General features: G+C 63.3%; 11 protein-coding genes. 5 read left to right on the top strand and 6 right to left on the bottom strand.

Annotated features, from left to right (window positions below):
* Positions 1 to 15 precede the first annotated feature (15 nt).
* Positions 16 to 570: an IS5 family transposase gene (locus MF609_RS20035; protein WP_422920555.1), complete on the top strand. Its 555-nt coding sequence runs from the start codon at positions 16 to 18 to the stop codon at positions 568 to 570.
* Between the two features lie 868 nt (positions 571 to 1,438).
* Here the strand turns inward: MF609_RS20035 and MF609_RS19975 are convergent.
* On the bottom strand, positions 1,439 to 2,152 hold the full coding sequence (locus MF609_RS19975) for a LytR/AlgR family response regulator transcription factor (protein ID WP_242415186.1): 714 nt from the start codon (positions 2,150 to 2,152) through the stop codon (positions 1,439 to 1,441).
* Positions 2,149 to 3,294, bottom strand: a complete 1,146-nt coding sequence (locus MF609_RS04795; RefSeq protein ID WP_242415187.1) for a sensor histidine kinase — start codon at positions 3,292 to 3,294, stop codon at positions 2,149 to 2,151. The genes MF609_RS19975 and MF609_RS04795 overlap by 4 nt, the downstream gene beginning before the upstream one ends.
* Positions 3,295 to 3,482: 188 nt before the next feature.
* Here MF609_RS04795 and MF609_RS04800 point away from each other — a divergent pair, with 188 nt between their 5' ends.
* The 4 genes from MF609_RS04800 (at position 3,483) to MF609_RS04815 (ending at position 11,395) form a co-directional block, all read left to right on the top strand.
* Positions 3,483 to 3,620, top strand: coding sequence for a hypothetical protein (locus MF609_RS04800; protein WP_165895571.1), 138 nt, complete (start codon positions 3,483 to 3,485; stop codon positions 3,618 to 3,620).
* Positions 3,621 to 3,902: 282 nt separating this feature from the next.
* The gene (locus MF609_RS04805) at positions 3,903 to 4,781 is read left to right on the top strand and encodes an ABC transporter ATP-binding protein (RefSeq protein ID WP_242415188.1); all 879 of its coding nucleotides are present in this window, start codon (positions 3,903 to 3,905) and stop codon (positions 4,779 to 4,781) included.
* A gap of 11 nt (positions 4,782 to 4,792) precedes the next feature.
* On the top strand, positions 4,793 to 8,374 hold the full coding sequence (locus tag MF609_RS04810) for a M1 family aminopeptidase (protein ID WP_242415189.1): 3,582 nt from the start codon (positions 4,793 to 4,795) through the stop codon (positions 8,372 to 8,374).
* 360 nt (positions 8,375 to 8,734) lie between these two features.
* The gene (locus tag MF609_RS04815) at positions 8,735 to 11,395 is read left to right on the top strand and encodes a prolyl oligopeptidase family serine peptidase (protein WP_242415190.1); all 2,661 of its coding nucleotides are present in this window, start codon (positions 8,735 to 8,737) and stop codon (positions 11,393 to 11,395) included.
* Between the two features lie 196 nt (positions 11,396 to 11,591).
* On the opposite strand, the gene MF609_RS04820 is transcribed toward MF609_RS04815, so the two are convergent.
* The 4 genes from MF609_RS04820 to MF609_RS04835 all read right to left on the bottom strand — a co-directional run bounded on the left by MF609_RS04820 (position 11,592) and on the right by MF609_RS04835 (position 18,474).
* Positions 11,592 to 13,370, bottom strand: coding sequence for a M61 family metallopeptidase (locus tag MF609_RS04820; RefSeq protein WP_242415191.1), 1,779 nt, complete (start codon positions 13,368 to 13,370; stop codon positions 11,592 to 11,594).
* A 23-nt stretch (positions 13,371 to 13,393) separates the two neighbouring features.
* Positions 13,394 to 14,686, bottom strand: a complete 1,293-nt coding sequence (locus tag MF609_RS04825; protein ID WP_242415192.1) for a M16 family metallopeptidase — start codon at positions 14,684 to 14,686, stop codon at positions 13,394 to 13,396.
* Positions 14,687 to 15,543: 857 nt separating this feature from the next.
* Positions 15,544 to 16,098, bottom strand: a complete 555-nt coding sequence (locus MF609_RS04830; protein WP_242415193.1) for a DUF4126 domain-containing protein — start codon at positions 16,096 to 16,098, stop codon at positions 15,544 to 15,546.
* Between the two features lie 9 nt (positions 16,099 to 16,107).
* A complete protein-coding gene (locus tag MF609_RS04835; protein ID WP_242415194.1) occupies positions 16,108 to 18,474 on the bottom strand; it encodes a membrane-bound PQQ-dependent dehydrogenase, glucose/quinate/shikimate family in 2,367 nt (788 codons plus the stop codon).
* Positions 18,475 to 18,701: the final 227 nt, after the last annotated feature.

Raw genomic sequence — 18,701 nt, forward strand, 5'->3', positions numbered from 1 at the left:
GAGCGAGGCCGGGGTCTGGGAGATTGTAGCGGTGACCTTGGCCGAGATCATGGCGGATACTGGCCACTACAGCATCGACAGCACCACGGTCCGCGCCCACGTCTCGGCGGCGGGCGGAAAAGGGGGGCTCGTCAACGCGCTCTTGGCCGTTCGCGGGGCGGGTTCACCAGTAAGCTTCACTGCCTGGCTGACGCCCTCGGGCGACCGCTCGCGTTCCACCTGACGGGCGGGGAGGCGGCAGACTGCAAGGCCTATGATGCCCTGATCGTCTTACCAGAACACACGCCGAATGCGCTGCTTGCCGACAAGGGCTACGATGCTGAGACCATCCGTGCCGACCTTAAGAGGCGCAACATCGAACCCGTCATCCCCGGCCGCTCAAACCGGCGGGTCAAGATCGAGCATGACCGGTCGCTCTACAAGCAACGAAACCGCATCGAGCGCATGTTCGGCCACCTCAAGATCAACCGCGCCATCGCCACACGTTACGACCAGCTGGCCAGCAGCTTCCTCGGCATGGTCCACCTCGCCACCGCAAGATACTGGCTCAAATTTGTCCACGCCGCCTAGGGCATCATCGATGGGGACGTCACACACCGCATGTTCGAGTGCATTCGCGCCGTTCATGACCGCAATGCGGGCATCGGCAAGCTGCTGGACGTGCACGCCCACCCGCTTGCCTGTCGCTTTGGCAGCGGTCAGTACGACCGCGAAGCGCTGCGGTGAGAACGCGGGTAAACTCGCGGGTCGGTCTTGCCGGGCGCCATCGTCCTGAAGCACCTTGATATAATCTGACCCGGCGTCGATCCGGGCGGTCATGAACGACGCCGGATTCTCCCCAGGCGCAAGCGTCTGCGGAAGCGCTGTACCTGTGGGCATGTCGCTGAACAGTTCGAGTGGATGGCCGCCTGGTGGGGTTGCGCCGATGCCGGCCGTAAAGGTGTCGGCCTCCCCGACCTGAGCGAACGAAGTTCGTTGCTGGCGCCAATGGTCAATCGTCGCGCGATCGGCGAGCGAGTACATGTCAAAGACCGTCGTCACCCCAAAGCGTAGCGCGTCGGCTTGTGCCCCGGGGAAGACGTGGACGTGGCCGTCGATCAGGCCGGGGATAAGTACCCGGCCGCGCGCCTCGATCAGTTCGATGCCGCTCGGTGCTGCCACCCGCCGGGCAACGGCGACGATACGCCCATCCCGAACCAACACATCCCTCACGCCCAGCATCCGTGTGCCGTCGAACACGCGGGCTCCGCGAATAAGAACGCTGCCATCTCGGGCCTGGGCTGAAGTTGCCGCCATCGCCGCCGCCACCGTCAACGCCAGATATGCCCCAAGTCTCATGTCGACCTCCCAAGTTCCATCGGCGCTAAGGAAATGGGCGGTGAGATGCGGGCAAGTGTCGTGGCCTGACCAGTGCAGCTGGCGCCGTCGATCGTGCCAGCTAGCGTCGTGCTGTGGCCATACGCGCCTCAAGCATAGAGCGATAGGAGCGGCTGAGCGGCACGATCGCGCCATTGGAGAGCCGGATATCGCCGTCGCCGTTGCGCCGGTCAGCGATTGCCGCGATCCGGTCGACCCGGATCAATGCCGAGCGATGGACCCGGACGAACGCGGGTCCAAGGCGATCAAGCAGATCGGTAATCGGCGTCCGTAACAGATGCACTTCACCACCCGCATGGATGCACAGGTAGTGGCCTGCAGCATCGACCCGCTCGATCGCATCAAGCGCCACGAAGATGGTGCGCCCACCGTCGCGTATTTCCAGGTGCGCCGGGACCGTCGCTTCTTTCGCTGGCGGATGAAGGAGCCGCCGCACGCGGGCAAGCGCGCGACCCACGTCCGCCGGTGTGGCTGGTTTTAGCAGATAGTCGATCGCTGCCACGCCGAACGCGGGCAGCGCGTGCTCGGGAAAGGCGGTGAGGAAGACGAGCGCCGGGCGCGGCTCGCGCAGGCGCTCGGCAAGCATCAATCCGGTGCCATCGGGCAGCTCAACGTCGAGGAAGGCTAGGTCCGGGTGCATCACCTCCGCCTTGGCTAGCCCTTCTTGCAGCGTCGACGCCTCTGCGATCACTTCGACGTCGTCATGCGCCGCTAGCAAGCGGCAAAGTCCCGCCCGCGCAAGCGGCACGTCCTCAACGATTAGCGTACGGATCACGACGCCAGTCTGCCATCGACATAAGGCATGTCGATGCGCACCACAAAGCGATCTGCACGACGATCCACCGTCATCGTTCCAGACCCATCATTCCACGCCGTCAATCGCTCGCGGACCCCCGCCAACCCCGAGCCAAGGCCACGCGAGGACAGTTTTGCATCCGCGATCGCGTTCGCGATTTCGATAACAAGCCGCCCATCGTCAACATTGCCTGTAATCGTCAGCCCGCCGCTTTCGGCTATACGACCCAATCCATGCACAAATGCGTTTTCAGCCAACGGCTGCAGGATCAAGGCAGGCACCCGTGCCGTCCAGGCTTTGTCCGACATCGTCATGCGTACATCCAACTCAGCGGGCAGCAGCAACCGATGCAGTTCGATATGATCCTTGGTGAGCGCAACCTCCTCGGCCAAGGTCGCCTCCTCCGCGTCGTTCGCCAGTGTTGTGCGGAGCACGTCCGCCAAACGCGCAATCGCATTCTGTGCCGCAGTGGCGTCACGATGGGCAAGCTCGGCGACTGCGCCCAGAGCATTGAAGAGGAAGTGCGGGTTGATCTGCGCACGCAACGTTTCGAGGCGCGCCCTTGCAAGCATCCGTTCCCGGTGGCGCGTCCGCTCTACCCAGACGAGCGTCTGCCCGACGCCGACGACTGCACAGTAAACTGGCACCGAGAAGAACGACGTGATCGCAACACCGGTCGCCAGTTGGACTATCGACGACGGTGCTCGACTGCCCAAAGCCAATTCAAGAACCACTTCGAGGCACAGACCTACCGCGGTGATTGTCGGAATGACGATGATCCCGGCCAGACCGAGGAGCGGGAGCGACCGCGCCGTTCGGCCGGGTATCAGCGGCAACCCTGCGCTGAGACGCAGCAACGTCGGCGTCGACAACGCCCAAGGCAGGAAGAACACGGCCATCGCGCAGAGCGTCTCGGGCAGCGACGCACTCTGTCCTTGTGTAGCGCCAACTAACCAGACCGCCGGGGTATAGGCGAACGCGACGACTGCCCAGCCCGCCGCAATCGTCCGCTTTGCGGGCATGAGACCTGCCGATAACATTCCGTCGCATACGCCTCTTAGTGAATCATCGCTAAAGCTAGTGCGACGCGCCTTCACTGCGCAACGATAGCCTGTCAGCATGGCTGTTCCACAGCGGCTGCCCCGACCCAGTTGCGGACGCTCAGGGCGCCGATGACGCTCCCCGTAAGCAGACGATCGTTCACAACGCCGTCCAAGACCTCCCATTGCGGGAACAAGTTGGGAACTAATCAACTAATAGACGATTTAGGACTGTGCACCACTAGATGGTGTTTGCTTGGAGCCAAACGATGGCGAAGAACGAGCATACGAGCGAGAAGGCCGGCAAGGCAGCCTCCAAGGTCCTGAAGGACGGTCGAACCGGCAAGGACTCGAAGACAGCCGCTGGATCGGCTTTGTCTCAACGCCCCGACAAAAAGAAGAAGTAATTGATGGGGGCCGGTCGGTACCGGCCCCACCCATCTGGCACGGGTATTAGCCAGCTGAGACTCAGAAGCGGTCATGCGAGGCCCGTTGTCGTATCCCTAACATCGTCCATTCGTTCATCTCACTTGAGCGACCAGCGGGGATAAATGGATTATGGCTGTAGCCGCGCCAAACCGACCCAAAGGAAACCCATGGGACCGATCGTTTATCGATAAATGGTGATTTACATCACAAATACACCGTGTCACCTTTAAGCAGCTTGATCGCTGAGGGGGGCGGTTCGCATGCTGCAAATTGAACGACTGACTCATGTCTATGGCAATGGGACGAGGGCGCTTGACGACGTAACGCTGACGATCCCGCCCGGGATGTTCGGGCTCCTCGGCCCTAACGGTGCGGGCAAGTCGACGCTGATGCGCACCATCGCGACGCTGCAGACGCCGACGTCGGGTAGCATCACGTTCGACGGCATCGACGTAATCCGCCAGCCCGAGCTGCTGCGCCGGACCCTGGGATATCTGCCGCAGGATTTCGACGTCTATCCGCGCGTATCAGCCTACGACATGCTCGACCACATGGCGGTGCTGAAGGGCATTGCCGGACGGGCCGACCGCAAGGAGACGGTCGAGGCGCTGCTGAACCAAGTCAACCTGTGGTCGGTGCGCAAGAAGGCGCTGGCAGGCTTTTCGGGAGGCATGCGTCAGCGGTTCGGCATCGCGCAGGCGCTGATCGGCAATCCGCATCTGATCATCGTCGATGAGCCGACCGCAGGCCTCGACCCCGAAGAACGCAACCGCTTCCTCAACTTGCTTGCGGAAATCGGCGACAATGTCGTTGTGATCCTGTCGACGCATATCGTCGAGGACGTCGCCGACCTGTGCCCGCGGATGGCGGTGCTGGCGAGCGGGCGGATCCTGCTGGAAGGACCGCCGCTCGGCCTGATCGCAGCAACCCGTGGGCAGGTATGGCAGAAAACGATCGCGCGTGACGAACTGGACGCGCATCGCGAACGGTATCGGGTGATCTCGACGCGGCTGTTCGCCGGACGGACGATCATTCACGTCATGGCCGAAGCATCGCCGGGCGACGGCTTCGAGCCGGTCGATGGTGGTCTGGAGGACGTGTACTTCTCGACGCTCGACGCCTCGCGTCGCGCCGCCTGAGGGGGCCGCCCATGTTCGCCGGCATCCTCGGCTTCGAATGGCGATACCAGCTGCGCAACCCAGTGTTCTGGGTCGCGGTCGTCATCTTCTTCCTGCTCGCGTTCGGCGCGACCACCGTGGACCAGATCCAGATTGGATCGGGCGGTAACGTCCATAAGAATGCGCCGTTCGCCATCGCGCAGATGATGCAAATCCTGACGCTGTTCTACATGTTCGTCGCCACCGCGTTCGTTGCAAACGTGGTGGTACGCGACGACGATACCGGTTTCGGCCCGATCGTGCGCGCGACCCGCGTCACCAAGGGCGCCTATCTCTTCGGGCGTTTCGGCGGTGCGTTCCTGGCAGCGGCGATGGGCTTCCTGGCGGTGCCGCTTGGGGTGTTGATCGGCAGCGTCATGCCCTGGGTCGATGCCGAAACGCTGGGGCCGAACAATCCGGCTTATTATCTGTCGGCCTATCTGTGGTTGGCGGTGCCCAACATTTTGCTGACGTCGGCGCTGTTCTTCGCACTGGCGACCGTGACGCGGTCGATGATGGCGACATATGTCGGCGTCGTCGCGTTCCTGATCCTGTTTACGGTGGCGAGCGTCGTCTTGGACAAGAACCCGGCGTACGAGTTGTGGGGCGCGTATGGCGAGCCGTTGGGACTCGGCGCGACGAGCTATCTGACGAAATACTGGACCGCAGCCGACCGGAACGCGATGACGATCCCGATCACCGGGATGCTGCTATGGAACCGGCTGCTGTCGCTGACCCTGTCGGTGGCGGCGCTGGGCATCGCCTATGCGACGTTCCGGTTTGCGACCAAGCCATCGAAGAAGGCGCGCAAGGCGGAAGCGCTGGCCGAACGCGCCGAGGCACCGGTGACGGTAGGCCGTGCCGGCAACTTGCCGGAGCCGCACTACGACCGCCAGACGGCATGGGCGCAGCTAGTAGCGCGCACCCGACTAGAGATGATCCAGGTGTTCCGCAGCCCCGCCTATGCGGTGTTGCTGGCGCTGGGCCTGTTCAACTCTATGGCGGCGCTGATCGATCTGGGCGAGGTGTTCGGAACGCCGGTGCTGCCGGTGACCCGCGTGGTCATCAAACTGCTCGAAGGTTCGTTCTCGATCATTCCGGTGATCGTCGCGATCTATTATGCCGGCGAATTGGTCTGGCGCGAGCGCGAGCGCAAGACGCACGAGATCATCGACGCGAGCGCGATTCCCGACTGGGCGTTCGTGCTGCCAAAGATGCTGGCGGTGACGCTGGTGCTGTTCTCCACGCTGCTGGTCAGCGTCGCAGGCGCGATGCTGATGCAGCTGTTCCACGGCTACACGCACTTCGAGATCGGCAAGTATCTGCTGTGGTATGTGCTGCCCGAAACGGTGGACTACACCCTGCTCGCAGTGCTGGCGGTGTTCGTCCAGGCGTTGAGCCCGCACAAGTTCGTCGGTTGGGCAGTCATGGTCCTCTATATCGTCGCGCGGACGACGCTGGGGCAGATGGGCTTCGGCGATGTGCTGTACAACTACGCATCCGGCCCGAGGGTGCCGCTGTCCGACATGAACGGACAGGGCCAATTCTGGATCGGCGCATGGTGGCTGCGCTTCTACTGGTCGGCGTTTGCGGTCGTGCTCGTGGTCCTCGCCCATGCACTCTGGCGGCGCGGGACCGAGACGCGATTGCGACCGAGGTTGGCGCGACTTCCGCGGCGGTTGAAAGGCGGTGCGGGCGTCATCGGCGGATCGGCGCTGGCGGCGTTCGCGGCAGCCGGCGCCTATATCTACACCAACACGCATGTCTGGAACGAGTATCGCACGCCGGTGTCGGATGACGAGTTCGCCGCCGCTTACGAAAAGACGTTGCTGCCGTTCGAAAACGTACCGCAACCGTCGGTCGAGGCTGTGAAGGTCGCGGTCGATCTGCGGCCCGAGCAGCCAGGACTGACGGCGGCGGGGCAGATGGTGCTGGTGAACCGTACCGGTCGGCCGCTCGACCGGATAGATGTCCGGTTGGGGGATCGCCAGACGAAGCTGGTATCCGTCGCCATTCCGGGAGCCCGGGTCGAAAAGGAGTTTCTGCGCTTTCAATATCGTATCTATCGCCTGGCCACCCCCTTGGCACCGGGGGCGACGACGACGCTGAATTTCCGTACCGAGCGGCGCCAACGCGGCTTCACCAACAGCGGCGGTGACACCCGCGTCGTCACCAACGGCACTTTCGTCAACAACGGCGAGTTCGCGCCGGTCATTGGCATGGACCGGCAGGAGCTGCTGCAGGATCGCGCCAAGCGGCGCAAATACGGCCTGCCGTCCGAACTGCGCCCGCCGAAGCTGGAGGATCTGGCCGGCACACGGTTCAGCGCGTTCCATGTCGGTTGGGTGAAGACCGACATCACCGTATCGACCGACGCCGACCAGACGCCGATCGCGCCGGGCGAGCGGGTGGCGGACACGACGGCGAACGGGCGGCGTACCGCCAGGTTCGTCACCGCGGCACCGATCCTGAACTTCTATTCAATCCAGTCCGGGCGCTATGTTGAGAAGCACCGGATGCACAACGGCATCGACCTGGTCGTCTATTACGATCCTCGGCACGGTGCCAATGTCGACCGGATGCTGGCAGCGTTCGCGCACGGGCTCGACCTGTATCAGCCCGCTTTCGGTCCCTATCAGTTCAAGTCGGCGCGGATCATCGAATTTCCCGACTATGCGCAGTTCGCACAGGCGTTCGCGGGAACAATGCCCTACTCGGAGGGTATCGGGTTTATCGCCGACCTCTCCGATCCCGACAAGATCGACTATGTCAGCTATGTCGCGGCGCATGAGCTTGGACACCAGTGGTGGGCGCACCAGGTGATCACCTCGGACAATCAGGGCGCTACGATGGGGATCGAGACGCTCGCGCAATATTCGGCGCTGATGGTGATGGAGCATCTGTACGGGCGCGACCAGATCCGGCGGTTCCTGAAGTATGAGCTGGATCGCTACCTGCGCAGCCGCGGTGGGGAAGTGATCGAGGAGTTGCCGCTCTTCCGCGTGGAGAACCAGCAGTATATCCATTATCGCAAGGGCAGTCTGGCGATGTACCGGCTGAAGGACGAGTTGGGCGAGGCGCGGGTCAATGCGGCGCTGAAGCGCTATGACCAGCGGTTCCGCTTTGCCGGGCCGCCCTACCCGCGCAGCCTCGACCTGATCGCAGAGTTCCGGCGCCGGGCGAGCCCGGCGGAGAATGCGCTGATTACCGACCTGTTCCAACGCATTACGTTGTACGACATCAAGACGACCGGGGCGGTGGTAACGCGATTGTCGAACGATCGATACAGGACGACGCTGACCATCGACGCGCACAAGCTGTATGCGGACGGGCGCGGCAAGGAGCGCGAAGCCCCGATGTCGGAGACTGCCGAATTCGGCGCGTTCGCGGCGATGCCCGGGCGCGGCGCGTTCGTGGCGAAGGACGTGCTGGCGCTACAGCGGTTGCCGATCCGGTCGGGCCGGCAGAATGTGGTGCTGGAAACAGCGACACGGCCGGCGTTCGCGGGGGCGGACCCGTATAATGTGCGGATCGACCGGAATTCCGATGATAACGTCGTGGCGGTAACGGAGTGACGTTCCGCGATTGCACTATCTCGCTCTGCTCCCTCTTCCAAAATTGAAGGTGGCCGATGACGCGCCAAGCCGCAAAAGCAAGAACCGCATCGCAGCAACCGCTTCCCAACGGCGCCATCCGGACGTCAGAATTTACCCTGATCGATCGACGGTCGCTCTGATGCTTTGACCCATGTGCGGACATTCGTAAGGCGCCGTTGCAATGCCGAGAACGGACGTTTGTTCAGGGATTCGTCTAACCCCACGAGCACCTTCCAAACTGCCGCCTTTCAGCATCTTTTTGGGGCGAGGGGATGCATTCGAGATCGATCCGCCACGGAACCCTTTGAGTTCGTGATCGAGATGGTTGAAGGTTAGCGTATGGCCGACCATACCCGCTTCCGCACAACGCCGAGACGACATCGTCTCCTCGTGGCCGGCATTGCCTCTCTGTTGATTCTTGGAGGCGCCGCCCCGGCACCCGCCGCGGACCCGGTCGGACGGCCGCTGACGATGGAAGACGTGCTGGAACGCCAGACACTGGACCGCGCAACGACCTCGCCCGACGGCGAGTGGGTCGCTGCCGTAATCCGGCGCGGGGCCAAGCCTGGCGAGGCGTATGGCCGCACCTCCTACGAAGTCGACGCGACGCGCTCTGACGTCTGGCTTCTCTCAACACGAACGGGCGAGCGACGCCGTATAACCGATGGCGCTGCCCACGCTGCTGGCTTCTGGTGTGCCACTTGGTCGCCGGACGGGCGGCGACTGGCGATGCTGTCCACCACGCCGGAGGGTGGCGAGCCGCGCGGGGGCGACAACGTACGACTTTACGTCTGGGAACGTGACACCGGCGCGCTGCGGCGGCTAGGTAACTGGCCGGTCATAACCCAGTCCCGCTACGGCAGCCCTCTCGATCAGCTCGATCTGCGCGGCGGCGCCCGTGGTGCAGGGGATGGAGCGGACGCGGCGCACGCCTGCAGTGTGGGTTTGCTACCCGAGAACGCACCTTTCCTATGGCTGGACAGCCAGCGGCTGCTGATCGCCACGCTCGCAGCCGGTGAAGTGTCAGCGGCCGTGGGGCACTACACCCGTCCCTATCGTATCGCCGCCGCCGACGCTGCCCGACTACGCGACGGCATGGAGCCGACGGGGAGCGCAGTGGCGAGCGGCGCCGCGCGCACGTCCGGTGCTGCGGTGAACGCTCGCGTGACCTTCCGCGTCGCGGACACAGCTACCGGCGCAGCCTTTGCGGTCGCGGCCGTGCCCGCCTACCCATTCCGCGGTGCGCTCACCGCGTCGGTGTCGCCCGACGGTCGGCGGCTTGCGGTGCTGGCAACGGTCGGCGCGCTGCCGCCGATGGAGGGGCGGAATTTTCCCCACCCGCGGTTCGAGGAATGGTCACTCGAGCGGCGGCTCGGCTTCGCAGACCTCTTGCCTGGCAAGGCAGTGCGCTGGGTGACGATGCCCGCCGCCGCACGCCTGCCGTTGGAACTCTACGGTTGGTCGCCCGATGCGCGTGCAGTCGCTTTGCGCGCTCGAAACGACGCATACGCAACCGAGACACCCTTGTTCACCGCTCGCGCGGACACCGGCGCAGTAACAGCGGCGGGACGGCGATCGGTTGGAGGTGAAGCGACCGGCATAGTCCGCCCACCTCCGGCGGCAGCGCTTTGGCTCGATCGCCGCCGGCTCGCCGCGCGAGGCCCGGACGGCGCATGGACGGTGGTCGAGGGGCAACACGAGACGCCGGTCACTCTGCCTGCCGGGGTCACGGTACCCGACCGGCTGCTACGCGCGGCCGACGGATCGCTTGCGGCGCTGTCAGGACAGTCGCTGCTGCGGCTCGATCCCAAGCGGGGGTTGGTGAAGGTCGCCGATCTGGGCGGCGGGGCGTTCGTGCCACCGGCCGACGACGGCACCGTCTCGCTCGGACGACCACTGGTCGTCCTTACCCGTCCCGGCGCGCCCCAGTCGCTGGCAACGCTCGACCTCGTCACCGGCGCGCTCGGCATCCCCTTCCCGGTACCGGCGGGCCAACCGTTGGCCACAGATCCCACCCACCCGTCGCTGCTCTACCTGGTGAACCAGGGGAGTGGGCAATATCTGCGCCGAGGTAGCGCCGTCGGCACCAGCACCGAATTGCTTGCGCTCAACACCAATCTCGACGCGGTGAACTGGGGCGAGCGGCGATTGATTGCCTATGAGGCCGCAGACGGGACGAAGCTCAACGGTTCGCTGATACTGCCGCCGAACTATCGCGCGGGACAGCGCCTGCCGCTGCTCGTGTGGGTCTATGGCGGCTATCAAGTGCCTGCCGACCTGAGCGGCGACTACATGACCGGGCGGGACATGCCTGGCATCTACAACCTCTACCTCTACGCCGCACGCGGCTACGCAGTGCTGGTGCCGTCAATGCCGTTGGGACCACGCGACGGAAAGCGCGACGTCTATACGGAACTGCCGAAGGGCGTGCTACCGGCGGTGGACAAGGTTGCGGCGCTGGGCATCATTGACCCGGCGCGCGTCGGCGTGTTCGGGCAGAGCTACGGCGGCTACAGCGTCATGGGGCTGCTTGGGCAGACGCGTCGCTTCCGCGCGGGCGTTGCGATCGCAGGGATCAGCGAGCTTGTATCAAACTGGGGCCAGTTCGATCCCACCGCACGCGGCTATCCCGGCATCGAGCACGAAAAGAGTGCAAACAGCGGCATGACCGAGCTGTTCGGCCTCCATGCCCCGCCCTGGATCGACCCCGATGGCTACCGACGCAACTCGCCGCTAAGCTTCGTGAACAAAGTTGAGACGCCGTTGCTACTGCTACACGGCGAGTTCGACACCCGCGGTGCGCCGACGCAGGCCGAGCTTTTCTTTCAAGGCCTCTACTCGCGCGGGCGGACGGCCGAATTGGTCCGCTACGGTGGCGAAAGTCACAGCCTTCACCAGTCGCCCGCCAACGTGCGCGATGTGTTCGAACGTACAGTCGACTGGTTCGACCGCTTCCTGCAACCGGCCAACGCCAACGCCGGCTCTGTCAGCGGTCCCTAGACCCACATCCGGTCATCCGCGGCTTATTTTCACCTTCCCGCATTCAGTCATTCGTTCACCTCAGCAGTTGCAATCAGCCAAGGCAGGCATGTGCCCCCGGCGGGCCGCCGCCTTTCCCAAAAACGATGGTGAAAAGAGAATGCGCTGACCTTCTCGAAATATCTCATAGACGGGATATCGGGAAAGCCCGCACCGCTCAGTGGGATGCCCCGCTGGACATGCCGCTCAAAGTCCGCCAGCATTCAGGACTGGATTGCTTGATCCGCATCTCTTGAACGCTGACCCGGTTTAGCCCTTGGGGAAGGTAGCGGATCGTGCGCTTCACCCCGTTATCGTCGACCAGCAGACCGTAGGGAACGACGGCGTTGTCCGTCTCGCCCTCGGTGCGCTCAAGGATCTTCATGCCGTTTCGTAAGCCTGCCACATACGCCGGGAGACGTCGATCAACCCCCGTCGCGATATTGCCGGCAGCGGCGGTCGCTTCCGCATCAAATCCTCGCGAAAACGAGGGGCGCTGTTCAGTCACGATCGTGGCACATGGTCCAAAGGTATTGGCAGGGAGCAGGATCGGCTCTCCGCTGGCCAAGTAACGGGTCTCATCAGCAGCGATGTCCAACCCGCTACGCTTCGCCAGTCGACGAAAGAGGTCCGTTGCATGATCGTTGGATGTACGAGCGGCGGCCAGTTGTGCGTGCATCACCGCGTCGAGGTTGGCTCGCCCACCACTCGCGTCTAGCAGTCTCCGGTTCCAGATCGCAGCCAGGAGCGCGCCCCGCTGATAGGCGAGCTTCTGCGCCGCGTCATTTTCCCAGAACGCCGTAGCCGCCTGCGCGCCGGAAAGGGTTCGCACCGGTGACCCTGCGTAAGTCGCCAGCATCTCGTTCCACTGTGCCGCGAAATCCGCCGGTGATATCAGGCTGGCACGCACCATCAGCGCCCGAGCGTAATAATCAGTGAAGCCCTCGCTGAACCAGTAATGCGCGGGCCGAGTCTCCCGATCGTCGGGCATGGTGCCGAGGCGAGCGGAGTTCCATGTGTGAAAATACTCGTGCGCGAGCAGCCACTTCATGCGGTAGAGAGGAGTGCGCTGATCGATCCAGAGCGCGAACGCATCGCCTCGCCCCGTACCGCCGAGGCTCGTCACCGTTGGATCGCCGACAATGGGAGCCGCTGTCACCAGAAAGGGTGCGCGCCGGTCCGTCCGCCAGAAAGCGCGCTCGACAGCGATGACCTGGCGGGCAAGGCCGTTCAACTGCTCCGGTGTGAAGGCGTAGCTCCCGATCGTCGCGACGCGCACGCCCGATCCGTCGCGGGCTGGAAAGGTTCGCAGCTCACGGCCGCCTATGACGATGCTTTCCAGAGCATCGGCGACGGTGCCGGGTCGCAGCGCGCGACGGCTCGCGCCGGCAAGGTGCTCAAGATCGGAGGCGAAGCCGATCCCCGGTGCGCCTACCCAATCGAAGGTTGCAGGTGCCCCTTCCCGCCCGCCGGGAAAGCCGAACAGCGCATTCCCGGCAGCGTAGAACCAGCGCGGGCGGACGACGGGACGTGCTTGGTCGCTGTCTTCAACCGTCGGGTCGTGATCGTAGGCGGATACCACCCGGTATGTGACGGTCAGCTTTGCGCCGGGCGCGGCGCGGATACGCCAGTGACCGTCGTCACGCTGTTCGACGGCGGTCGCGCCCGCGACCTTGAGATCGCGCGTCCATTGCCAAAGACGGCGCTCGCCATTCCATCCGTCATCCCATCGGAAGTCAGTGGCTCCGGAAGGGTCGGCGCGGAAGCTGACCTGCACCCGCAAAGACGTGAGATTGCCTTCCGCTACTTGGGGAGCCAATGTGTAATGTATTGCCTCTGGAACGACCGGTGGAGCGGCGGCAGACGACAACGTAAGGGCGGCGAAGCTCAGAACTATGCGCATGTCGCGACCGTAACGATCATCGATCTTTCTTGAAACCTTGTTGAACGCGGTCATAGAAAGACAAACGCCCATTTTAATCACCGCACCTTGCAACCGGGAGCGGAGGTCGCCCCATTTGCCGCGGTACTGATCGCGGATACGGGATCGGCTATCGAAGCGAGCTCGGGCGCTTCGACACGCAGATGCTCCGTGCCGCTGCCCCACTGCCGACGCCACCATTTGTTTCCGGATCGCGCGTCGGTTTGCGGCAATATCGCGCGCGCGTAGCGCAACAGTTCATCGACTGGGATCAGGCTGCGGCTATCGACAAGTGCGTGAGAGAGGTCTTTCGCTATGTCGACGTTCGGCACCCCTGACATTCCTGCTGCACGATGTTCTAGGTCGGACAGGAGGTTCTGCTTGGCAGTGGACCATTCGCTCTCAGTGAAACCGGAGGCGTTAAGCGGGCAGGTCGTCTTCTTCAGACTTGCGACCGCCTCCCGCCATTTGTCGCCAGCAAAACTGTCCCAAAGCATGATCTGGCGCTGACCTTGCTCACCGTTCTCGATAAACATGCCGACCTTGCCAGCCGGGCTTCCGGGCTGGAGCGTATTGAGCCGGTCGTTCACGGCGCGCGTGACCAGGAGATCCATTACCTCCGCTCGCGCCTGACGATCCCGTGACGAGGGAGGCGCTGGAGTCGGCATGACGACGGTTACCAACGCGACTCGACGTCCCTGCGGGAGCGCAGAATAGCTGACTGGGCGGATGCGGTCACGTTGGAACATCGGAAAAGGCTTCTGGCGAGGCGTAGGCTGTGACGGCTTCCAGTCGCCGAAACGCTTCTCGATCAGTGCCCTTGCCTCATCAGCCTTCACGTTGCCGACGACGACGATCATCATGTTCTCAGGGCGGTACAAGCGATGATACAGCGCGCGGATGGTATCGACACTCGCGGTAGGCACATCAGCCGAGTTTTGTGCCTCAATCACATCGTTCGGAGACCCCGGCGCTATCGCCGCGATATAGCTCGCGTAAATGTCGTTGCCGAGTTTCTTTTCCGCCATTTCCCGCATGACCTCGGTCCGGGAAACGTCGACGGCATCGGCACGTAGGGTCATCCCGGTGGCCGCATCACTGAATAGAGCCAGCAAGGCGTCCAGATCGCCGGAGGCTGTAGTTCGGGTGGAGAGATAGTAGTTTGTCTCTCGCCACGACGTAGAGCCCGCATTCGGCGCCGGTAGCGTTAGCGGCATGCCAATACGCTTCAGGTGGTCGAAGTCATCCGGCGCGCCGGTTACCGGGCTATGAAATACGATATGCTCAATCAGATGCGCCAGCCCTCGCTCGCCGGGGCGACGCTCGGCAATGAAGCCGCCTTCGTTCCGCATCAGCACCGCGACACCCGGCTCGCTGCCATGTCGAGGAAGGACCGCGTAGCGAACGCCGTTGCTAAGGCGGCCGACTACCGGAGTTTCCCAATCGGATAGCTGGTTAGCGGGAGGTGCTATGGGACTATGTAAAGCCGGTGCCCGATCAGCAACAACGCCGGACAGCAGAAGGGTTGAAACGGAAAGAACGATCGAGCGATTCCATACTCGGCTGTACCAGCGATTTTGCAATGCCTGCTCCGATACCGTTTCATTGTCCGCGTCAGCTCGCAGATCGACCCGACCGCAACCTATGTTGCGACACATTGCGGCAGCAGGGTGACACGCAATGAAGAGCAGCGCCCTGTCTCTTTCTCAAAAGGGAACCTCCAACGGGACAACAAAGGCAGGGTCGGTATAAGATGCGTCCAGCTTGAGCCGTTTTCCCAAAACCAGTTCCCGATTGTATTTTCCCGGAACGGTTCGTCGGACACGGAGAAACTCGGCTGCCTAGCGTTGTTGAAACGGCCGTTTTAGGAGAATATCCGGCCAATCTACCGAGCGGCCGGAAATAGGTTCGAGGGCGCTTGGCAGCTGTGCGCCTGAGACGACTCAGAATGCGCCATTCAGAATGGCCCAAGCTCTCCCTCGGAACGCCCATTCGTTCATTTGCTCCGCTAGATGGTTCGGATCACCAACGCTGGCGTTACGAGAAACTGTCCAGCCATCTACCAAGGCTTACCGCATTGAGGAGATAATAGCTGCAGTCCGGCCTCGCAGTGACGCTCACCAGTCCGGCCTCGCAGTGACGCTCACCAACATGCCGCTACTCGAACGTGAGTGCCTATCGTGTGCGCCAGCCCGGGAGGCGCTGCCAATCAACAGTGACGTTCGCGGGGAAAACCCCTCGCGATCAGAGACGGGTTCGCGATGACGAGGCCACTGCCGAACACTATCGCATCCTCGACGAACCCAGTCCCCGTCTGCCCGAAGCGTCGCATGGCCGATTTGCGCGCGGCGAGTCCGACGTAGGAGGAGGCGAGCGCTGCTGCCACAGCAATTGCGGCACCGAGGACTCGGCGATCACGCGGCGCGAGCGCGGCGCCAGCATACGCGGCGGTAATACTGCGGACCGCCAGACCGACGAACATCGTGCGGTCAGGCGCGGTCTTCATCTTATCGCCAGCCATCTCGGCCGCTGCGAAGGCGGCGGCGCCGGCCGCTATGACCGGGTTCAGCATCAGCTTCTGGAGCGGCAGTTCGACCGGCACCTCTTCACGCCTCGTCGCAGTGGCAATCACTGTCAACGGCGTAATGCCGCGTTGGCCGGCAACGAGGCCGATGACGAAGGATCGTAACATGAAATGTTCTCCGAAGAAGGCGGCATGAGGACGTCGGCTCCATGGACGCTCGTCCACCAAATTGCGTTCCACAGCCGACCGTCACGTCTTCGGCAAGGCGAAAGCCAGGGTGTAGTCGCCATAGCGCGTGCCAAGGGCGCCATGACCTCCGGCCGTGATAACGACATATTGCCGCCCGTCGTGCCCACGATAGGTCATCGGCGTCGCCTGCGCACCGGCGGGCAGCCGTGCCTTCCATACCACCTCGCCCGTATTAAGGTCGTACGCACGCAGATACTGGTCCGTCGTCGCGCCGATGAAGGCAAGCCCGCCCGCAGTGATGATCGACCCACCAAGATTGGGGACGCCGGTCTTGATCGGCACACCCAGGTGCGATCCGAACAGCCCGGTATCGCGGGCGGTGCCCAGCACCTTCTTCCACAAGACACGCTTGGTCTTGAGGTCGACCGCGGTCAGATGCCCCCATGGTGGCGCAACGCACGGTGCCCCAAAGATACCGACCCACGCTTTCACTACCGCGACATAGGGCGTGTTGTACTGGGTCTGGAGCTGCGCCTGCATGGCGTTCTCGCCGCCCTGCTTCTGCTTCATCATCGGCGCGACACGCGGATCGTCGCGGCGCATCAGCCATAGTTTGAACGGCATCTCCATCGTGTTGACGGTCATGATGCCGCGCACCGGATCGACCGCCGCGCCACCCCAATCGGTGACGCCGTCGAAGGCAGGGTGCCCGATGATCGGCTTCAGCCCCATCGGTTGGTAGATACCGGTCCCCTGCGCACGGCGGATGTCGATGCGGCAAAAGAGCTGATCGATCGGTGTCGCACCCCAGGTGGCGACCTCGCTTGGCGCGGGCGGGGTGAAGCTGGGCATGCCGGTCGAGAAAGGCTGGGTCGGCGAGACGCGGACACCCGGCGTGGCACCGTCGGTGCGCACTCGCTGCTCCGTGATCGCTGCAATTGGTACGCCGGTCAGGCGGTTCAGGAAGAACACCTGTCCCATCTTCGTCGTCTGAATCAGGGCCGGGATTACCTGCCCGTTAGCAGCGCGATAGTCGAATAGCGACGGACCGATCGGCAGATCCATGTCCCACATGTCGCGATGCACAAGCTGCCGCGTCCAGCGCAGCTTGCCGGTCGCGACGTCCAGCGCGACGATCGACGAGCCGAAGCGGTCGTCGAACGGCCGGCGATAGCCGATCCAGTAATCGGGCGAAGCGTTGCCCGTGCCAAGGTAAACTAGACCATTGGCCGCATCGGCGGTGATGGCACCCCAGACGTTCGGCGTGCCGCGCGTGTAGGTCTGTCCCTCTGGCAGCGGCGCGATCGCATCCGGTGAACGGCCGACGTCCCATGCCCAGATCGGGGCGCCCGACACCGGGTCATATGCGCGCACGACACCCGACGGGATATCGCGGTTGACGTTGTCGATGATTCGTTCGCCGATGATGAGGCGGTTGTTCACCACTACCGGCGGGGTCGTACCGATCTGATCGGACGGCCTCGACGTACCCATATTGGCACGCAGGTCGATCGCTCCGCCATTGGCAAAGCTGGGACACGGCCTCCCGGTATCCGCATCGAGCGCGACAAGTCGAGCGTTGAACGTCGGCGCAAAGATGCGACGTGGGCACGGTGTTCCTGCCGATGCCTCGAAATACGTTACGCCGCGGCAGACCAGGTAGTTGTTGCCCTCGACCTTCGCATCCTCGTGCCAGCTCCACATGGTCTTGCCGGTGGTGGCGTCGATCGCCTGGACGAAGGAATGCGGCGTGCACGTATAGAGCATGTTGCCGATATGGATCGGCGTCGCCTCGGAATGATATTCGCGCTTGTGTTCCTTAGTCTCGGCTTCCATCGGCAGGTCGCCTGTGCGCTGGGTCCAAGCGAGTTCAAGACGACCCACATTTTGCGGCGTGATATCGCCGAGCGCCGAATAGCGCCGTCCAGAAAGCGTTCCTCCATAGTCGCGCCAGTCGCCATCAGACTCACCGGTCGATGCACGTGGACTGGCGGCGGCACTCGCCGCTTCCTGCGCCTCAACGCCCCCACCGTTGATGGCGACGCCGCAAACGCCAAGAGTCAGCAACACCACCATGGCAGCGGGCACGGCACGGGTAGGCGACCGCCAAAAGCGCGCGGACCAACCGGTAAGTAGGACGAGCACCAGCAGGACCGTCGGCGCCACCAAGCGCGGGACCAGTTGCAAGCCGTCCAGCCCGACTTCCCAGATCGCCCAGATCAGCGTGCCGACCCAGATAGCGACGAACCACCAGCGCCCGTACCGAGAATGACGTCCCAACAGCGCACCACTGACGATCATCGCGATACCAGCGACGAGGTAGTAGGGCGATCCACCGAGCGATGTGAGAACGCCGCCGGCAACTGCGAAGAAGCCGCCGAGGACGGCCACGCACCACGCGATCACCAGCCGGTATAGCCGAGCCATTACTGTTCCCTTTCGAAATGTTGCTGGTTCAACGATCGACGAGGGTGAAGTTTCAGACCAAACTGCTTTCACTCTTGCGTCCTCTCGTCGCTAAGACCGGACTGATCGATGGAAGGGGCAGTTGCTCGGTAAAGGTTGATTTGATCGTGCCGCAGATTCTCGAACGACCGAATCCAGAGTGGTCGTCACGCAAATCGACCCACAAGGCGACATTCGCGCCAGCCTTG

Source organism: Sphingomonas panni (genome assembly GCF_022664435.1).
In the GTDB taxonomy this organism is placed as follows: Bacteria; Pseudomonadota; Alphaproteobacteria; order Sphingomonadales; family Sphingomonadaceae; genus Sphingomonas; species Sphingomonas panni.